Raw genomic sequence first — 16311 nt, forward strand, 5'->3', positions numbered from 1 at the left:
CCCCTCCGCTGGACCTCACAATCCTACGCCCGCGCGGATGCGCGTCAGGCCGGCGTCCGCGCCAGCTCGCGCGCCGCCAGGACCCGCTCGTCGCGCGCCTTGATCGCCGGCTCGCCTTCGCGCAGCAGCGAGTACAGCGGCGCCGCCACGAAGATCGTCGAGTAGGCGGCCACGATCGTTCCGACGAAGATCGAGAGCGACAGGTCGGTGAGCGTCTGAGCGCCCAGCCACAGCGCGCCGATGAACAGGATCGCTCCCGTCGGCAGCACAGCGACGACGGTCGTGTTGATGCTTCGCACGAGCGTTTGGTTGACGGCGAGGTTGACGGACTCGCCGAACGTGCGACCCGACACCTCACCGTCTTCACTGGTGTTCTCCCGGATCTTGTCGAACACGACAGTGGTGTCGTACAGCGCATACGAGAGGATCGTCAGGAATCCGATGACGGCCGCCGGCGAGATCTCGAACCCGAAGAGCGCGTAGACGCCGACGGTGATGATGAGCACGTCCACGAGGCCGATGATGGCCGAGACCGACATCTTCCAGGTCCGGAAGTACAGCGCGAGGATGATGAAGGTCAGCGCGAGGAAGATCGCGAGACCCCACAGCGACTGGCGGGTGACGTCGGCTCCCCAGCTGGGGCCGATGAACGACGCACTGACTTCGCTCTCGGGGACGCCGTAGGCGTCGGCAAGCGCAGTCGCGACCTCGCGGCTCTCGGCGTCCTCGAGCTGATCGGTCTGCACGCGCACGGCGTCGTCGCCGATCGTGACCACCTTCGTCGTGGCGTCGGGGACGACGCTGTGCACGGCGTCGGTGGCCAGGGACTGGTCGACGGGGGTGCTCACGCCGCTCACGGTGAACTGGGAGCCGCCGGTGAACTCGATGGAGAACTGGATGGGACGGAACAGCGGCACCAGCGCGGAGCCGATCACGAGGATCGCCGCGATGAGGAACCACAGGCGACGACGAGCGATGAAGGGGAACGAGGTCTTGCCCGTGTAGAGGTCGTTGCCGAACTGGCTCATGGAGCGCATCAGTCGTCTCCCTCCTTGGCGGTCGTGCCGGGTTTCGAGGTATCGGACGCGGCAGCTGCGGCCAGTTCAGCCTGCTTGCGCTCGGCGATGGTCTGGCGGCGGACTGCTTCGCCGCGCGACTTGACGGAGCGACGCCCTGCTGCCGTCGTGGCCGTCGCGGCAACCGGCTCGCGGAATTGCGCGCGCCCGCGGTAGACGGCGCCGAGCGCGGTGGGGTCGAGACCCGACAGCGGGTGGCCGCCGCCGAAGAACCGGGTTCGCGCGAGCAGCTGCATGACCGGGTGGGTGAACAGGATGAAGATCAGGACGTCGATCGCGGTCGTGAGTCCGAGCGTGAACGCGAAGCCCTTCACCGTGGCATCCGCGAGGATGTACAGCACGACGGCCGCCAGGATGTTGATCGACTTGGAGATGTAGATCGTGCGCTTGGCGCGGTTCCAGCCGTCCTCGACGGCGCTGGTGATCGACTTGCCGTCGCGCAGCTCGTCCCTGATCCGTTCGAAGTAGACGATGAAGGAGTCGGCCGTGAAGCCGATCGTCACGATGAGGCCCGCAACACCGGCGAGCGACAGGCGGAAGCCCATCCGCCAGGCGAGGATGCACAGCGTCAGGTAGGTCAGCACCGCCATCACCGCGAGCGACGCGATGATCACGAAGCCCAGCGCACGGTAGACGATCAGCGAGTAGATCGCCACGAGCGCCAGGCCGATGAGACCGGCGATCAGGCCGATCTGCAGTTGCTGCGAACCGAGCGTCGCTGAGATGGAGTTCGAGCTCTCGACGCTGAAGCTCAGCGGCAGGGCGCCGTACTTCAGCTGATCGGCGAGGACTTTCGAGGTCTCCTGCGTGAAGTTGCCCGTGATGCTCGGGTCGCCGCCCAGGATCACCGCGTTCATCGAGGGCGCGGAGAGGACGTACCCGTCGAGCACGAACGCGAACTGGTTGACGGGCGGCTCGGCACCGAACAGGCGCTGGCTGATATCGCCGAAGATGCGCGTGCCCTCCTCGTCGAACCGGAGGTTCACCGCCCACAGCCCGTTCTGCTGCTGGAGGCCGAAGTTGGCGTCGTCGATCGACGACCCGTCGAGCTCTACCGGTCCGAGGATGTACTTGATCTCGCCGGCGGGGTCGCACGTGATGAGCGGCTGGTCGGCTGGCGCGTTGGCGGGATCGTTCGAAGGATCTGCGCAGTCGTACGACTGGAACTCGGCCTGGAGCTTCGGTGTGATCCACGCAAGGTCGCTGCCGTTCGTCGGCTCGGCGGTCGGGGTGGCCTGCAGCGTCGGCTCGGGCGTCGGGAACGGAGTCTCCTTGCCGTCCTCGCCCACGAACGACGTCGCCGGCGAGCCCGTGTACAGCACAGCGCGCAGCTGCAGCTGGGCGGACGCCTCGATGCGGTTGCGCGTCTCCTCGTCGGCCTGACCGGGGATCTGCACGACGATCTGGTTGCCCGCCTGAGTCGTGACGTCGGCCTCGCCGACGCCCGAGGCGTCGACGCGCTGGCGGATGATCGTGACCGCCTGGTTCATCTGCTCCTCGGAGGGAGCAGCGCCGTCCTCGGTCTGCGCCTCGAGCACGATCTGCGTGCCGCCCTGAAGGTCGAGCGCGAGCTCCGGCGTCCAGGAGCTCTGCTGGAAGACGTAGACACCGAGTGCGTTGATCGCGGCAAGTAGGGCCGTGATGACGAGGAGACCGGTCAGCGCGCGCCACGCATGCCGGACGGGAGTGGAAGTCGCCACTGATTCCGCTTTCTGGAAGGCAGCCCCGCAGGGCCGGTGGTCAGGCCTGGGGCTTGGTGCCGCTGTCGGAGTCCGGGTCGGAGTCCGCATTCGCGGGGCCGTCGGCGACGTCATCGCTCACGAGAGGCGCCGGCTCGACGACGACGTCATCGGCCGGGGAGGTCGTCGGAACGAAGTCATCCTCGGTGGGCTGCTCGACGGTCGCGGTGACGACGCGGAGGATCGCCTGGCTGTGCACCTTGATGTCGACGCCGGGCGCGATCTCGACGACCGCCGGCTGGTCGAGGTTCTCGGGGTCGTACGACACGATCGTCCCGTAGAGCCCGCCCTGCAGCAGCACCTCGGCACCGGGCACGGTGTTGCGCGCGCGCTCCTCCTGTTCGAGCTTCTGCTTCGCCATCCGACGGCGCGAGCTCCAGAACATGAAGACCAGGAGCACGACCAGCAGGATGATGAGGCCGTAGTTGGTGAAGAACTCGTTCATTGGAGGTGAGGTGACCTTTCGGGTCAGGCACACACCATGGCGGCGCTGCCTGCGAGGAGGAGGGTAGGCGAAAGCCTCCAGCGATTATAGGTCATCGAAGTCGAGCACCGATTCGACGGGCCGGGCGCCCAGGTGAGCATATGCCTCAGGTGTCGCGACGCGCCCTCGGGGGGTCCTCCCCATGAATCCGATCCGCACCAGGTAGGGCTCGACGACCGACTCGATGGTCTCCGCCTCCTCCCCGACCGCGACCGCCAGCGTGCCGAGCCCAACCGGGCCGCCGCGGAACCGTCGCACGACCGCGTCCAGCACGGCACGGTCGAGCCGGTCGAGGCCGATCGAGTCCACGTCGTACAGGTCGAGCGCGGCGTCGACGAGCGCTGTGTCGGCCGCCTCGCCGTCGCCGTGGACGATCAGGTAGTCGCGCACGCGGCGCAGCAGGCGATTCGCTATGCGGGGCGTGCCGCGCGAACGGCGCGCGATCTCGGCGCGGGCTTCAGGTGGCACCGAGACGCCGAGCATGACCGCCGACCGCGCGATGACCTGCTCGAGCTCTTCGGGCTCGTAGTACTCGAGGTGAGCGGTGAAGCCGAAGCGGTCGCGGAGCGGGTTCGGCAGCAAGCCGGAGCGCGTGGTCGCGCCGACCAGGGTGAACGGCGCGAGATCGAGCGGGATGCTGGTCGCGCCGGCGCCCTTGCCCACCATGATGTCGATGCGGAAGTCCTCCATGGCGAGGTACAGCATCTCTTCGGCCGAACGGGCCATGCGGTGGATCTCGTCGATGAACAGCACTTCGCCCGGAGTGAGGCTCGACAGGAGTGCTGCGAGATCGCCGGCGTGCTGAATGGCGGGTCCGCTCGAGAGACGCAGCGGGCGCGCGCTCTCGTGGGCGACGATCATCGCGAGGGTCGTCTTGCCGAGACCGGGCGGACCGGACAGCAGGATGTGGTCGGGCGGACGCTGCTGGATGCGCGCGGCGTCGAGCAGCAGCTGAAGCTGGCCGCGCACCTTCTGCTGTCCGACGAACTCCGAGAGGGAGGCCGGGCGCAGCGCACCCTCGATCGCCAGCTCGGTCTCGTCGACGGGCTCGGCGGCGTCTCGGAAGTCATCCACCGACGGGCTCCTTCCGCGCGGGCCCGAGCACCGACAGCGTCAGCCGCAGCAGCGCCGGCACCGACGCGCGATCGGCGGGCGCCGCATCGCCGGCGACGGACTCCACCGCCTCGGCGGCCACGCGCTCCGACCAGCCCAGGCCGATGAGCGCCTGCACCACCTGCGCGGGAACGGCGGCCGAGGCATCCGCCCGGCTCGCCGGTGACGTGTGCGAGGCCACGATCTTTCCCGCGAGCTGGACCACGATGAGCTTGGCGGTCTTGGGGCCGATGCCCGAAACGCGCCGGAACGGGGCGTCGTCGTCGGCGCTCACCGCGTCGGCGATCTGCGGGACGGTGAGCGTGGCGAGCACGCCGAGCGCAGACTTCGGGCCCACGCCGGTCACGCCGAGCAGCTGCGTGAAGACGGTCAGTTCGTCGCGACCCTCGAAGCCGAAGAGCGAGAGCGCGTCTTCGCGCACGATGAGGCTGGTGTGCAGCATGATCTGCTCGCCGAGGTGCGCAGCGCGCGCGACCTGCGGGGTCACGGCGACCGAGAGCCCGACCCCGCCGACCTCGACCACGATCGAATCGGGCTCGATGTGCAGCACGGTGCCGCGGACTGACGAGATCATGCTCCGAGCCTACGTGTGCGTTCGGACGTTTGTTCGAGCGACACGCTCGTCATCGCCGCGCGAGGCGCTCGGCATCGGCCCATGCACGCTGCGCCGGAGTGAGGGGACCGGATGCCGCGGCCGCCGCCCGTCCGCCGCGCCACGCGTGGCAGAGGGCGAGGGCAAGGGCGTCGGCGGCGTCCGCCGGCTGCGGCAGCGCATCGAGACGCAGCACCCGCGCGACCATCGCCTGAACCTGGCGCTTGTCGGCCGCGCCGTAGCCGGTCACGGCGGCCTTGACCTCGGACGGCGTGTGCGTCGCTGCGGGAAGGCCGCGCTCCCCCGCCACCAGCAGCGCGATGCCGCTCGCCTGCGCGGTGCCCATCACCGTCTGGCGGTTGTGCTGCGCGAAGACGCGCTCGACGGCGACCACCTCGGGCGCGTGGTCGTCGATGACCGCACGCAGTCCTGCGGCGATGAGCGCGAGCCGCTGCTCGATCGCCGCGCCGGGATCGGAACGCACCACACCCACGTGCACGAGCCGCGCGGAGCGATCAGGCGACACGTCGACGACGCCGACGCCGCAGCGCGTGAGCCCGGGGTCGATGCCCAGGACACGCAGCACACCGCGCGCGGAGGGAGTGGTCACTCCCCCACGCTAGGCGCGTTGTGCGCAGGCGCGCTCCAGGCGCGCCACGGTCGGAGCCGAGGTCTACTCGTCGTTCTCGAGCTCGGCCTGGACGTCGGCGCTCAGGTCGAAGTTGCTGAAGACGTTCTGCACGTCGTCGCTGTCCTCCAGCGCATCGATCAGGCGGAACACCTTGCGTGCCGTCTCGGCGTCGATCTCGACCTTCAGGTTCGGCACGAACTCGACGTCGGCCGACTCGTACTCGATGCCCGCGTCCTGCAGCGCGGTGCGGACGGCGACGAGGTCGGTCGCCTCGGTGATGACCTCGAAGCCCTGCGCGTGAGGCTCGACCTCTTCGGCGCCGGCCTCGAGCACCGCCATCATGACGTCGTCCTCGCTCGTGCCCTCCTCCGAGACGACGATGACGCCCTTGCGCGTGAAGTTGTACGCGACGCTGCCGGGGTCGGCGAGTGTGCCGCCGTTGCGGGTGAGCGCCGTGCGCACCTCCGCCGCCGCACGGTTCTTGTTGTCGGTGAGGCACTCGATCATGAGGGCGACTCCGTTGGGACCGTAGCCCTCGTACATGATCGACAGGTACTCGACCGATTCGCCGCCGATGCCGGCGCCGCGCTTGATGGCACGGTCGATGTTGTCCTTCGGGACCGACGTCTTCTTCGCCTTGAGGACGGCGTCGAAGAGAGTGGGATTGCCCTGCAGGTCGGGGCCGCCCAGCTTCGCGGCGACCTCGATGTTCTTGATGAGCTTGGCCCACGACTTGGCACGGCGCGCGTCGATGACCGCCTTCTTGTGCTTGGTCGTGGCCCACTTGGAATGCCCGGACATGCTTCTCCTGATCAGCTCGGCGGCGGCTCTCCCGCCCGGCCGCGGCCGACCGCGCTCGGGTCCGGCCACCGGCTGACCATTCTAAACCTGCCTCGTCCGTCGCGTGCCGCGGTGGACGGGCGCTGCGCGCAGTCGTCGAGCCGATCAGCCCAGGATGCGCCGGAGGGTGCGCAGATTGCGGTTCGTGGTGCGCGGCTTGAAGGCGGTCTTCGCGAGCACCTTCGCGAACGGCGTGTCCACGGTCGTGCCTTTGACGGGATTCCAGTAGACGACGCCGGGTCCGGACACGACCGGATCGGCCGAGGCATCCAGCGGCGCCGCTGCGGTCACGAGCTCATCGCGGGTCGCATCGTCGACGCAGAAGATCACCCAGGGCTGCCGGGACGCATCGGCGTCGTCGAACGGGAACCCGTCCACGGCAGTGGCGAGCTCGCCCCGGGTCACGAGCACGATCCACGCGTCATAGCCGAAGCGGGTGCGCAGCGCCCCTTCGATCGCGGTCTTGAGCTTCGCCCGACGGGATGCCGCTCCCCGGCCTCGAACACGACGTTCCCGCTGGCGAGCACGGTGCGCACACTCTCGAAGCCGAGCTCGGCGAAGACCTCCGCGAGGTCGGCGCTGCGGATCGTGATGCCGCCGACGTTCACTCCCCGCAAGAGCGCGACCCAGGTCGTCATCGTCTCAGAGGGCGAACTCGAGGGGGAATCGCGGCGAGGGAGACAGCGAGTCGATGAGCGTCATGCGACCGAATGTACCGCCGGACGACTCACGCTCCGGACCAAGCGCACGGTGTCGAGGAAGAGTCGGTGGAACCGATCCTCGCCGGTGACCTCGGGGTGGAACGCGGTCGCGATCAGATTGCCCTGGCGCACGGCGACGATCCGCCCGTCGTCGAGCCGGGCGAGCCTCTCGACGCCCGCGCCCGCCTCCTCGACGAGCGGCGCGCGGATGAACACCGCGTGCACGGGCTCGTCGCCCAGGACCGGGATCGCCAGATCGGTCTCGAACGAGTCCACCTGGCTGCCGAAGGCGTTGCGCCGCACCGTCACATCGAGGCCGCCGAACGTCTGCTGCCCCTTGATGCCGTCGGTGATGCGATCCGCCAGCAGGATCATGCCCGCGCACGTGCCGTACACCGGCAGCCCGTCGGCGATCGCCGCTCGGACGGGCTCACGCATCCCGAACGCGCGCGAGAGCTTGTCGATGACGCTCGATTCCCCGCCCGGGATCACGAGGCCCTCGACCGCCGCGAGCTCGTCCGGGCGCCGGACGAGCCTCACGTCGGCGCCGAGGCCCGAGAGCACGCGCGCGTGCTCTCGGACGTCTCCCTGCAGTGCGAGGACGCCGACGGCAGGCCGGGACGACATCACGAGGCGGCTCCGATCACCAGCCGCGCTCGGCCAGGCGGTGCGGTGCCGGGAGGTCGGAGACGTTGATGCCGACCATCGCCTCGCCGAGCCCGCGCGAGACGTCGGCGATGACCTTGGCGTCGTCGTAGAACGTCGTCGCCTTCACGATCGCGGCCGCGCGCTGCGCGGGATTGCCCGACTTGAAGATGCCCGAGCCGACGAACACGCCGTCGGCGCCCATCTGCATCATCATCGCGGCGTCGGCCGGGGTGGCCACTCCGCCGGCGACGAACAGCACGACGGGAAGCGTCCCGGTCTCGGCGACCTCGGCGACCAGGTCGTACGGCGCCTGCAGCTCCTTCGCGGCGACGTACAGCTCGTCCTTCGTCATCGACTTGAGCTGGTTGATCTCGCTGGTGATCTTGCGGATGTGCTTCGTCGCCTCAGACACGTCTCCGGTGCCCGCCTCGCCCTTGGAGCGGATCATGGCCGCTCCCTCGTTGATGCGCCGCAGGGCCTCACCGAGATTGGTCGCACCGCACACGAACGGCACGGTGAAGCCCCACTTGTCGATGTGGTTGACGTAGTCGGCCGGCGACAGCACCTCGGACTCGTCGATGTAGTCCACGCCGAGCTCCTGCAGCACCTGCGCCTCGACGAAGTGGCCGATGCGGGCCTTCGCCATGACGGGGATCGAAACGGCCTCGATGATGCCGTCGATCATGTCGGGGTCGCTCATCCGCGACACTCCACCCTGTGCGCGGATGTCGGCCGGAACGCGCTCGAGCGCCATCACGGCGACGGCGCCGGCGTCTTCGGCGATCTTCGCCTGCTCGACCGTGACGACGTCCATGATGACGCCGCCCTTGAGCATCTCGGCCAGTCCGCGCTTGACGCGTCCGGTGCCCGTGTCGACAGTGCTCACAGCGATTCCCTTCGGAGGGCCGCGCGACCGCGCGGCGGAGAGTGGATCGGGTTTGACCTAGGCCAAAAGATATCATGTACCGCGACCTAGACTCGGACCGCGAAGGGCGGTGCCATGGACCTCGAGATCAGCGGACGATCCGCATCGGAGATCGCGGACAGTCTCCGCTCCCTCATCGAGCGCGGGATGCTCCGCCCCGGCGACCCGCTCCCGTCGGTGCGCGCTCTCGCCGACGAGTTGGGCGTCAACCGCAACACCGCCGTTGCTGCCTACCGCCAGCTCACCCAGGCGGGTGTCATCGTCACGCGCGGACGCGGAGGCACACACGTCGCCGACCATGCCGCCGTGGCCCAGGAGGGATTCGCCGCCGACAGCGTGCTGCGCGATGTCGGGACCGGCAACCCCGATCCCGACCGGATCCCGCGACTCGAGAAGGCGCTCGCGCGGGCCGCGGGTCGGCCGGTGCTCTACGGCGAACCCGTGATCGATCCCGACCTCGAGGTCTGGGCGCAGCGGTGGATGACCGAAGGGCTGACGGCCGCGGCATCCGCTCGCCTCACCATCACCAGCGGAGCGGCCGACGCGGTCGAGAGACTGCTTGCGCAGGCGTTGACGCGCGACGATGCGGTGGCGCTCGAGGATCCGTGCTTCTTGGCGAGCATCCACACCGTCCGGCTCGGCGGCTACCGACCCGTGCCGGTTCCGGTCGACGGCGAGGGCATGACCGTTGACGGCCTGCGCCGGGCACTCGAGGACGGCGTGCGGGCGGTCGTGTGCACCCCGCGCGCGCAGAATCCGACGGGGGCGAGCCTCTCCGAGCGCCGTGCCGCCGATCTGCGCGCGCTGCTGCGCGATCACCCCTACGTGCTCGTCATCGAGGACGACCATTTCTCGATGCTCTCGCGACGCCCGTACCACTCGCTCATCGGGCCGGAGCAGCGGCGGTGGGCGCTCGTGCGGTCGGTGTCGAAGTTCCTCGGACCCGACATGTGCCTCGCTGTGACCGCGTCCGACCCCGAGACCGCCGACCGGCTCGCGATGCGGCTCACGCCCGGCACCACCTGGGTGAGCCACCTGCTGCAGCGCTTGGTGCACGCTCAGGTCACGGACGCCGCCACCGTCGGGGCGATCCATGACGCAGGCGAGCACTACGCCGCGCGGAACGCCGCCTTCGCCGAGCGGCTGACCGCGCACGGCATCCCCGCCGAAGCGGGTGACGGCCTCAACCTGTGGGTGTCGCTGCCGGCGCCGGCCCGCTCGGTGTCGGAGCAGCTGATGCGGCGCGGCTGGCTCGCCCGCACCGGCGACGAGTTCGTCCTCTCGGTGGGCACACCTTCGCGTCGACTGCGCCTGACCGTGCACGATCTCGAAGACGACGACGCCGAGCAGCTCGCCGCCGACCTCGCGGCAGCGGTCCGCGCGGCGCGCGGCCGGCCTGTGCTGGCCGAGGTGGGATGATCGAGCGGTGAAGATCCTCTCGATCCAGTCGGCCGTCGCCTACGGCCACGTCGGCAACTCGGCCGCCGTCTTCCCGCTGCAGCGCATCGGCGTCGAGGTCCTCCCCGTCTACACGGTGAACTTCTCGAACCACACCGGCTACGGAGCATGGCGCGGTCCGCTCATCAGCCCCGATGATGTGCGCGAGGTCATCCTCGGCATAGAGGAGCGCGGTGCGTTCCCCGAGATCGACGTCGTGCTCTCGGGCTACCAGGGCAGTGAGGGGATCGCCGACGTCATCCTCGACACCGTGCAGCGCGTGAAGCAGGCCAATCCGTCGGCCGTGTACTCGTGCGACCCGGTGATGGGCAACGCCAAGTCCGGCTGCTTCGTGGCCCCTGCGATCCCGATCCTGCTGCGCGATCGGGTCGTACCGGCGGCAGACATCATCACGCCGAACCAGTTCGAGCTGGGATTCCTCACCGACACCCAGCCCGACACGCTCGAGACGACGCTCGCCTCCGTCGAGCTCATCCGCGCCACCGGGCCGCGCACCGTGCTCGTCACGAGCGTCGAACGCCCGGACGCACCCGACGAGACCATCGAGATGCTCGCCGTCGACGACTCCGGCGCCTGGATCGTGCGCACCCCGCACATCCCGATGAAGGCCAACGGCTCGGGCGACGTCACCGCGGCGCTCTTCACGGCGCATTACCGGGGCACGGGCGATCTGGCCTACGCGCTCGCGTGCACCACGTCGAGCGTGTTCGACCTCCTCGAGCGCACGCACGCGTCAGGACAGCGCGAGCTGCAGCTCGTCGAGTCGCAGGAGGCCTACGCCAGCCCGCGGATGCAGTTCGACGTCACCCGCGTGGCATGAGAGAGGAGCGGGGGCCACCGGCCCAGGACACCCCCAACGGTTTGGCCACATCCCCACCGCCCGGCCCCCCGCCGTGGTTCCCGGGCCCCCCCCCCGGGGGTGTTTTCTGGTGGTGGGCTGGCCCGCCCCCCCCCCCCCCGCTCCTCTGTTCTCACTCTGCCCAGGCCTCGGCCACCGCGCGGCGCACGTCGCCGAGCAGCTGCGGCAGCGCTTTGGTGCGCGCGATGATCGGGAAGAAGTTCGCGTCGGACGCCCACCGTGGCACGACGTGCTGATGGAGGTGCTCGTCGACGCCGGCACCGGCCACACTCCCCTGGTTCATGCCGATGTTGAAGCCGTCGCAGCGTGACACCGTCCGCAGCACCCGCATGGCCTGCTGCGTCAGCGCGCCGATCTCGACGACCTCTTCATCTGTGGCCTGGTCGTAGGTCGCGATGTGGCGGTACGGGCAGATCAGGAGGTGGCCCGAGTTGTACGGGAACAGGTTCAGCAGGGCGTAGGCGGTGCGTCCGCGCGCCACGATGAGCCCGTCCTCGTCGGACTTGTCCGGGGCCTCGCAGAACGGGCACGTCTCGCGCAGCGGATCGGGCCCGGCCTTGATGTACGCCATGCGATGCGGGGTCCACAGGCGCTGGAACCCGTCCGGCACACCCGGGAGCGTCGCCGCGTCGATGAGCGCGGGGTCCGCACCCGGGCGGCCATCCGTCACGAGAAGTCCTCGGCGCCGTTCACCAGAGCGTGCGATGCGATCGCCGAGTGCACTCGGCGCACGGCGTCGGCGATCGGCACACCGTTCTCCTGTGTGCCGTCGCGGAAGCGGAACGACACCGTGCCGGCGGCCTGATCCTGCGCGCCCGCGATCAGCATGAGCGGCACCTTCTGGGTGGTGTGCGTGCGGATCTTCTTCTGCATGCGGTCGTCGCTGTGGTCGAGCTCGGCGCGGACGCCCTCGGTCTTCAGCTGCGCGATGACCTCACCGAGATAGTCGGCGAAGTCGTCGGCGACGGGGATGCCCACGACCTGCACCGGCGACAGCCACACCGGGAACGCGCCCGCGTAGTGCTCGAGCAGGATCGCGAAGAAGCGCTCGATGGAGCCGAACAGTGCCCGGTGGATCATGATCGGCCGCTTCTTCTGGCCGTCCCGGTCGGTGAACTCGAGCTCGAAGCGCTCGGGCAGGTTCACGTCGACCTGCACCGTGGACAGCTGCCAGGTGCGGCCGATGGCATCCTTCGTCTTCAGGTCGATCTTCGGGCCGTAGAACGCGGCCTCGCCCGGGACTTCGGTGACCTTGAGGCCACTCGCGTGCGCCACGTTGCGCAGCGCGTTCGTCGAGTAGTCCCAGAACTCGTCCGAGCCGATCCACTTGTCCTTCTCGTCGTCGCGCATCGAGAGCTCGAGCTCGAAGTCCTCGAGCCCGAAGTCGCGCAGCATCGAGATGACGAACTCGAGGACGCGCGTGGTCTCCTGCTCGAGCTGGTCGGGGGTGACGAACAGGTGCGAGTCGTCCTGGGTGAAGCCGCGCACGCGGGTGAGCCCGTGCAGGGCGCCCGACAGCTCGTTGCGGTAGACCGTACCGTTCTCAGCGAGGCGCATCGGCAGGTCGCGGTAGCTGCGTGCACGCTCCTTGAAGATCAGGATGTGCATCGGGCAGTTCATCGGTTTGAGGTAGTAGTCGACGCCTGCCTTGGTGATCTCGCCGGCCTCGTCGCGCTCCTCGTCGAGGTGGATGGGCGGGAACATCCCCTCCTTGTAGGTGACGAGGTGGTTGGACTGCAGGAAGAGGTCCTGCTTCGAGATGTGCGGCGTGTACACGTAGGTGTAGCCGCCCTCGACATGGCGACGACGCGCGTGCTGCTCCATCTCGCCCCGCACGACTCCGCCGCGCGGATGCCACACCGACAGGCCCGAGCCGATCTCGTCCGGGAACGAGAAGAGGTCGAGCTCCTTGCCGAGCTTTCGGTGGTCGCGCTTGGCGGCCTCCTCCATTCGCTGCTGGTAGGCGCGCAGCTCGTCCTTCGAAGGCCAGGCGGTGCCGTAGATGCGCTGCAGCTGCGGGTTCTTCTCGCTGCCGCGCCAGTACGCGCCCGCGACGCGCTGGAGCGCCCAGCCGTTGCCGATCATGCGTGTGTTCGGCAGGTGGGGACCGCGGCACAGGTCCTTCCAGACCGTCTGCCCGTCGCGGTCCACGTTGTCGTAGATCGTCAGCTCGCCGGCGCCGACCTCGACGGAGGCCCCCTCGGCGGCTTCCTTCGTGCCGCCCTTGAGCCCGATGAGCTCGAGCTTGAACGGCTCGTCGACGAGTTCGACGCGCGCCTCCTCGTCGGAGACGACGCGGCGCACGAAGCGCTGCCCCTCGCGGATGATGCGCTGCATCTCCTTGTCGATGGCCTTCACGTCTTCGGGCGTGAACGGGTGCTCGACACCGAAGTCGTAGTAGAAGCCGTCGGTGATCGGCGGGCCGATGCCGAGGGTGGCCTGCGGGTTGATGCGCTGGACGGCCTGGGCGAGGACATGCGCTGCGGAGTGCCGCAGGATGTTCAGCCCGTCGGGGCTGTCGATGATGACGGGTTCGACCTCATCGGCGTCCTCGACCCGCGTGGCGAGGTCTTTCAGCTCGCCGTTCACGCGGAGGGCGACCACAGAGCGGTCGGGGAAAAGGGCGAACCCGTCGGCGGGGTACGACACGTCAGTCACGGAAACTCTCCTGGAGGTGGCTCGGATCAAGGCTACTCAGCTTCGGACGCCGGGCGCGTCCTGCCCGCTCAGGCGCCGAGCGTTCGCGTGCCGGCCGTCACGGCCCAGAATGCGTGCGTCGACACGGCGAGTTCCATTCGTCGAGTCTATCCAGTCGCTCCGGGCGCACCGCGCCCGCGGCGCGGGCGGCGGTCCGGCATGGCCGCTCCGTCGTACGCTCGGCGACATGAGGCGACGGCGCATCGAGTCCTCCGCCATCGCGGCGGTCGGCTACGACCCCGCGATGGCGATCCTCGAGATCGAGTTCACATCAGGTGACGTGTACGAATTCTTCGCGGTTCCGCCGTCTGTGCACGACGGACTGCTCGCCGCCGAGAGCCCGGGGCGCTTCTTCCAGTCGCGCATCCGGGAGCGGTACCCCGACCGTCGGAAGCGGTGAGACACGGCTCGCGCGGTTCGGAGCCGAAAACGCGAAAACCCCCGGCATGCGGGGGTCTTCCGGGTGGTGCGCGATACTGGGATCGAACCAGTGACCTCTTCCGTGTCAGGGAAGCGCGCTACCGCTGCGCCAATCGCGCCTGTACAGGCTATTCAGTTCGAGTGGAGGTGGCGACGGGATTCGAACCCGTGTAAACGGCTTTGCAGGCCGGTGCCTAGCCGCTCGGCCACGCCACCGCGTGTGGTTTGACCCCACGTGCCGTGGCCTCCCGGTGAGAAGGCCCCTGCACTCGAGCGGATGACGAGACTCGAACTCGCGACCCTCACCTTGGCAAGGTGATGCGCTACCAACTGCGCTACATCCGCATTTCGTTCCCGGATTCTCACCCGGGCACTTGAAGAACTTTATCCCACGAACGGCGGAGCGCCAAACCGAGCGCGACCCGCGCGTGTCTCACATTCCGGTCTCGGGCACCCTCCCGTATCCGGTAGTATCGACTCTCGGCCCCTCGGGGCAGCGGGCGATTGGCGCAGTTGGTAGCGCGCTTCCTTCACACGGAAGAGGTCATCAGTTCGAGTCTGGTATCGCCCACCGGAAAGAGGCCCGGAATCACGCGGAAGTCGCGGATTCCGGGCCTCTTGCTTTGCCCGCTCAGGCCGGTTGTGTGTGCGGTGTGTGTGACGATGCCCTCGGAATCATCGCTGAGACGCGCTCTGCGTGCACCCGGTCGGCGTCGCCGACGCGCGCCACGTAGAGGTCAGCGGTGATGCGGCTCGTCGAGTGGCCGAGCCGTTTCGACAGCTGCGTGACGTCTCCCCCGCCCGCGATCCAGAGTGACGCGTGTTCATGCCGCGCGCCGTGCAGCGTGATCTTCGGGAGCCCCGCGCGCTTGCGGAGCGTCTCAAACAGGCGCGTCGCGTAGTCGGGCTTCACGGGCTCGCCGTTCTCCATGGTGAAGACATAGCCCGTGTCGGTCCACGCTTCGCCCCAGAGCTCCCGCTCGCTGTCCTGCCGCAGCCGCCAGCTGAGCAGTGCACCGATTCGTTTCACTCTCGCGCACGAGCTCGGCCATCTTGTGCTCCACTCCTTCCGCCAGTCGGCGGATCCGGAGACGGAGGCGCACCTGTTTGCGGGCGCGTTCCTCGTTCCCGACTCTCGCGCGGCCGAACTGATTCCACCAGACTCGACGCTGCAGCAGCTCGCGCGGGTGAAAGCTGGTTGGGGCGTCTCGATCGCCGCGCTGGTGAAACGGGGCGAGGCAGCCGGCACGATCGACAAAGACCGCGTCTCGACGCTCTACCGTCAAATCTCGTCTCGCGGATGGCGCAAGGAGGAGCCCGTGCACGTTGGCGCAGAGACGCCGCGCCTGCTGTTCCGCCTCCTTCAAGATCGCTATGGCGAGAACCCCTACGCTGCTGAGCGCATCGAGCACGAGCTCGCATTCCCGGTCATGACCCTTCGCGCGCTCGCGCCCGCTCCTGCCGCAGTCGGTAGGTCGACCACCTCACGCCCGGTTGCGCAGTTGCGGGCGCTATGACATCGACAGGATCGGCGTCAGGAGCTCGTGTCGCAAGTCCTGCTGGATCGAGAATGCGGCCAACGTGACGATTCTGGCGAGCCGCACCGGGTATGGATGGACCGACAACCCCTGTTCTCAATAGAAGAGGATCGAGGCCTCTTGCGCCGCGCTGATGGCGTTGAGCTTCACGAAGAACGAGCCGGTATATCCGGACGCGCATCCGAAGCCGAAGTGCTGGCCGTGGGCGACGGCGTAACCCGTCACCGATTGGGTTGTGAGCCAGGGGCCGCCCGAATCGCCGTGGTCGGTGTAGTGCTGATTCATGAGGACACCGCTCATGCCGGAGTAGGTTGTACCCGCGCACGAGGGCAGGGTGTAAGTCGGCATCTTCACGGTCGCGACGGTGAGACCGGTGGTTCGTCCGCTCATCGCGACGGAATCGCCCGCGCCCCAGGCGGTGTCGATCGCGACTACGCGACGGACGACGTTCGTCGTCTGGTTGCCGACAAAAACCGTGGGCGAGTAGGAGGTCCCGCTCATGATGGCTGAGTCGACGCCCGGCTTCGACTGGAACACTGTGCCGACATACGTGCCGTTGTTATACCAGCTGACATCGATGCAGTGTCGGG

19 protein-coding genes and 4 tRNA genes are annotated in these 16311 nt (G+C 68.6%); 5 read left to right on the forward strand and 18 right to left on the reverse strand.

Annotated features, from left to right (window positions below):
• Positions 1-44: 44 nt before the first annotated feature.
• The 11 genes from secF to pdxS form a co-directional block, all read right to left on the reverse strand.
• Complete coding sequence (gene secF / locus MK786_RS02465) at positions 45-1037, reverse strand: protein translocase subunit SecF (protein WP_241110661.1); 993 nt, start codon at positions 1035-1037, stop codon at positions 45-47.
• Positions 1037-2776, reverse strand: a complete 1740-nt coding sequence (gene secD / locus MK786_RS02470; RefSeq protein WP_241110662.1) for a protein translocase subunit SecD — start codon at positions 2774-2776, stop codon at positions 1037-1039. The genes secF and secD overlap by 1 nt, the downstream gene beginning before the upstream one ends.
• A gap of 40 nt (positions 2777-2816) precedes the next feature.
• The gene (gene yajC, locus MK786_RS02475; protein ID WP_241110663.1) at positions 2817-3260 is read right to left on the reverse strand and encodes a preprotein translocase subunit YajC; all 444 of its coding nucleotides are present in this window, start codon (positions 3258-3260) and stop codon (positions 2817-2819) included.
• Positions 3261-3344: 84 nt separating this feature from the next.
• Positions 3345-4373, reverse strand: coding sequence for a Holliday junction branch migration DNA helicase RuvB (gene ruvB, locus MK786_RS02480; RefSeq protein ID WP_241110664.1), 1029 nt, complete (start codon positions 4371-4373; stop codon positions 3345-3347).
• Positions 4366-4986, reverse strand: a complete 621-nt coding sequence (gene ruvA / locus MK786_RS02485; protein ID WP_241110665.1) for a Holliday junction branch migration protein RuvA — start codon at positions 4984-4986, stop codon at positions 4366-4368. Before ruvA ends, ruvB begins: the two co-directional genes overlap by 8 nt.
• A gap of 49 nt (positions 4987-5035) precedes the next feature.
• The gene (ruvC, locus tag MK786_RS02490) at positions 5036-5614 is read right to left on the reverse strand and encodes a crossover junction endodeoxyribonuclease RuvC (protein ID WP_241110666.1); all 579 of its coding nucleotides are present in this window, start codon (positions 5612-5614) and stop codon (positions 5036-5038) included.
• 63 nt (positions 5615-5677) lie between these two features.
• On the reverse strand, positions 5678-6436 hold the full coding sequence (locus tag MK786_RS02495; protein ID WP_241110667.1) for a YebC/PmpR family DNA-binding transcriptional regulator: 759 nt from the start codon (positions 6434-6436) through the stop codon (positions 5678-5680).
• A gap of 144 nt (positions 6437-6580) precedes the next feature.
• A complete protein-coding gene (locus MK786_RS02500; protein ID WP_308220018.1) occupies positions 6581-6931 on the reverse strand; it encodes a DUF1697 domain-containing protein in 351 nt (116 codons plus the stop codon).
• Complete coding sequence (locus MK786_RS02505) at positions 6877-7113, reverse strand: DUF1697 domain-containing protein (RefSeq protein ID WP_241110668.1); 237 nt, start codon at positions 7111-7113, stop codon at positions 6877-6879. Before MK786_RS02505 ends, MK786_RS02500 begins: the two co-directional genes overlap by 55 nt.
• A gap of 60 nt (positions 7114-7173) precedes the next feature.
• Entirely contained in the window at positions 7174-7803 is a 630-nt protein-coding gene (gene pdxT / locus MK786_RS02510; protein WP_241110669.1) for a pyridoxal 5'-phosphate synthase glutaminase subunit PdxT, read from the reverse strand.
• A 16-nt stretch (positions 7804-7819) separates the two neighbouring features.
• Complete coding sequence (gene pdxS, locus MK786_RS02515; RefSeq protein ID WP_191766422.1) at positions 7820-8710, reverse strand: pyridoxal 5'-phosphate synthase lyase subunit PdxS; 891 nt, start codon at positions 8708-8710, stop codon at positions 7820-7822.
• Between the two features lie 114 nt (positions 8711-8824).
• Here pdxS and MK786_RS02520 point away from each other — a divergent pair, with 114 nt between their 5' ends.
• Positions 8825-10168 carry an aminotransferase class I/II-fold pyridoxal phosphate-dependent enzyme gene (locus MK786_RS02520; RefSeq protein WP_241110670.1) on the forward strand — a complete coding sequence of 448 codons (1344 nt, stop codon included), beginning with the start codon at positions 8825-8827 and terminating at the stop codon, positions 10166-10168.
• A 7-nt stretch (positions 10169-10175) separates the two neighbouring features.
• Positions 10176-11027: a pyridoxal kinase PdxY gene (gene pdxY, locus MK786_RS02525; protein ID WP_241110671.1), complete on the forward strand. Its 852-nt coding sequence runs from the start codon at positions 10176-10178 to the stop codon at positions 11025-11027.
• Between the two features lie 151 nt (positions 11028-11178).
• Here the strand turns inward: pdxY and MK786_RS02530 are convergent, their stop codons facing one another.
• Together MK786_RS02530 and thrS are read right to left on the reverse strand one after the other, a co-directional pair.
• A complete protein-coding gene (locus MK786_RS02530) occupies positions 11179-11736 on the reverse strand; it encodes an HIT domain-containing protein (protein ID WP_241110672.1) in 558 nt (185 codons plus the stop codon).
• Positions 11733-13724 (reverse strand): threonine--tRNA ligase, encoded by a 1992-nt coding sequence (gene thrS / locus MK786_RS02535; RefSeq protein WP_241110673.1) that lies wholly within the window; start codon positions 13722-13724, stop codon positions 11733-11735. The genes MK786_RS02530 and thrS overlap by 4 nt, the downstream gene beginning before the upstream one ends.
• A gap of 226 nt (positions 13725-13950) precedes the next feature.
• On the opposite strand from thrS, the gene MK786_RS02540 reads away from it, so the two are divergent.
• Positions 13951-14163, forward strand: a complete 213-nt coding sequence (locus tag MK786_RS02540) for a KTSC domain-containing protein (protein ID WP_241110674.1) — start codon at positions 13951-13953, stop codon at positions 14161-14163.
• A 64-nt stretch (positions 14164-14227) separates the two neighbouring features.
• On the opposite strand, the gene MK786_RS02545 is transcribed toward MK786_RS02540, so the two are convergent.
• The 3 genes from MK786_RS02545 to MK786_RS02555 all read right to left on the reverse strand — a co-directional run bounded on the left by MK786_RS02545 (position 14228) and on the right by MK786_RS02555 (position 14528).
• Positions 14228-14302 (reverse strand) — tRNA-Val (locus MK786_RS02545).
• Between the two features lie 23 nt (positions 14303-14325).
• A tRNA-Cys gene (locus MK786_RS02550) sits at positions 14326-14399 on the reverse strand.
• 56 nt (positions 14400-14455) lie between these two features.
• Positions 14456-14528: transfer RNA gene (locus tag MK786_RS02555), tRNA-Gly, on the reverse strand.
• A 153-nt stretch (positions 14529-14681) separates the two neighbouring features.
• Between MK786_RS02555 and MK786_RS02560 the strand changes: the two genes are divergently transcribed.
• Positions 14682-14754: transfer RNA gene (locus MK786_RS02560), tRNA-Val, on the forward strand.
• 60 nt (positions 14755-14814) lie between these two features.
• Here the strand turns inward: MK786_RS02560 and MK786_RS02565 are convergent.
• Positions 14815-15213: a tyrosine-type recombinase/integrase gene (locus tag MK786_RS02565; RefSeq protein WP_241110675.1), complete on the reverse strand. Its 399-nt coding sequence runs from the start codon at positions 15211-15213 to the stop codon at positions 14815-14817.
• On the opposite strand from MK786_RS02565, the gene MK786_RS02570 reads away from it, so the two are divergent.
• Entirely contained in the window at positions 15131-15700 is a 570-nt protein-coding gene (locus MK786_RS02570; RefSeq protein ID WP_241110676.1) for an ImmA/IrrE family metallo-endopeptidase, read from the forward strand. The genes MK786_RS02565 and MK786_RS02570 overlap by 83 nt on opposite strands.
• A 117-nt stretch (positions 15701-15817) precedes the next feature.
• Here MK786_RS02570 and MK786_RS02575 read toward each other — a convergent pair whose 3' ends face one another.
• Positions 15818-16222, reverse strand: coding sequence for a trypsin-like serine protease (locus tag MK786_RS02575; protein ID WP_241110677.1), 405 nt, complete (start codon positions 16220-16222; stop codon positions 15818-15820).
• Between the last annotated feature and the right edge of the window lie 89 nt (positions 16223-16311).

Source organism: Microbacterium sp. CFH 31415, from assembly GCF_022538185.1.
In the GTDB taxonomy this organism is placed as follows: Bacteria; Actinomycetota; Actinomycetes; order Actinomycetales; family Microbacteriaceae; genus Microbacterium.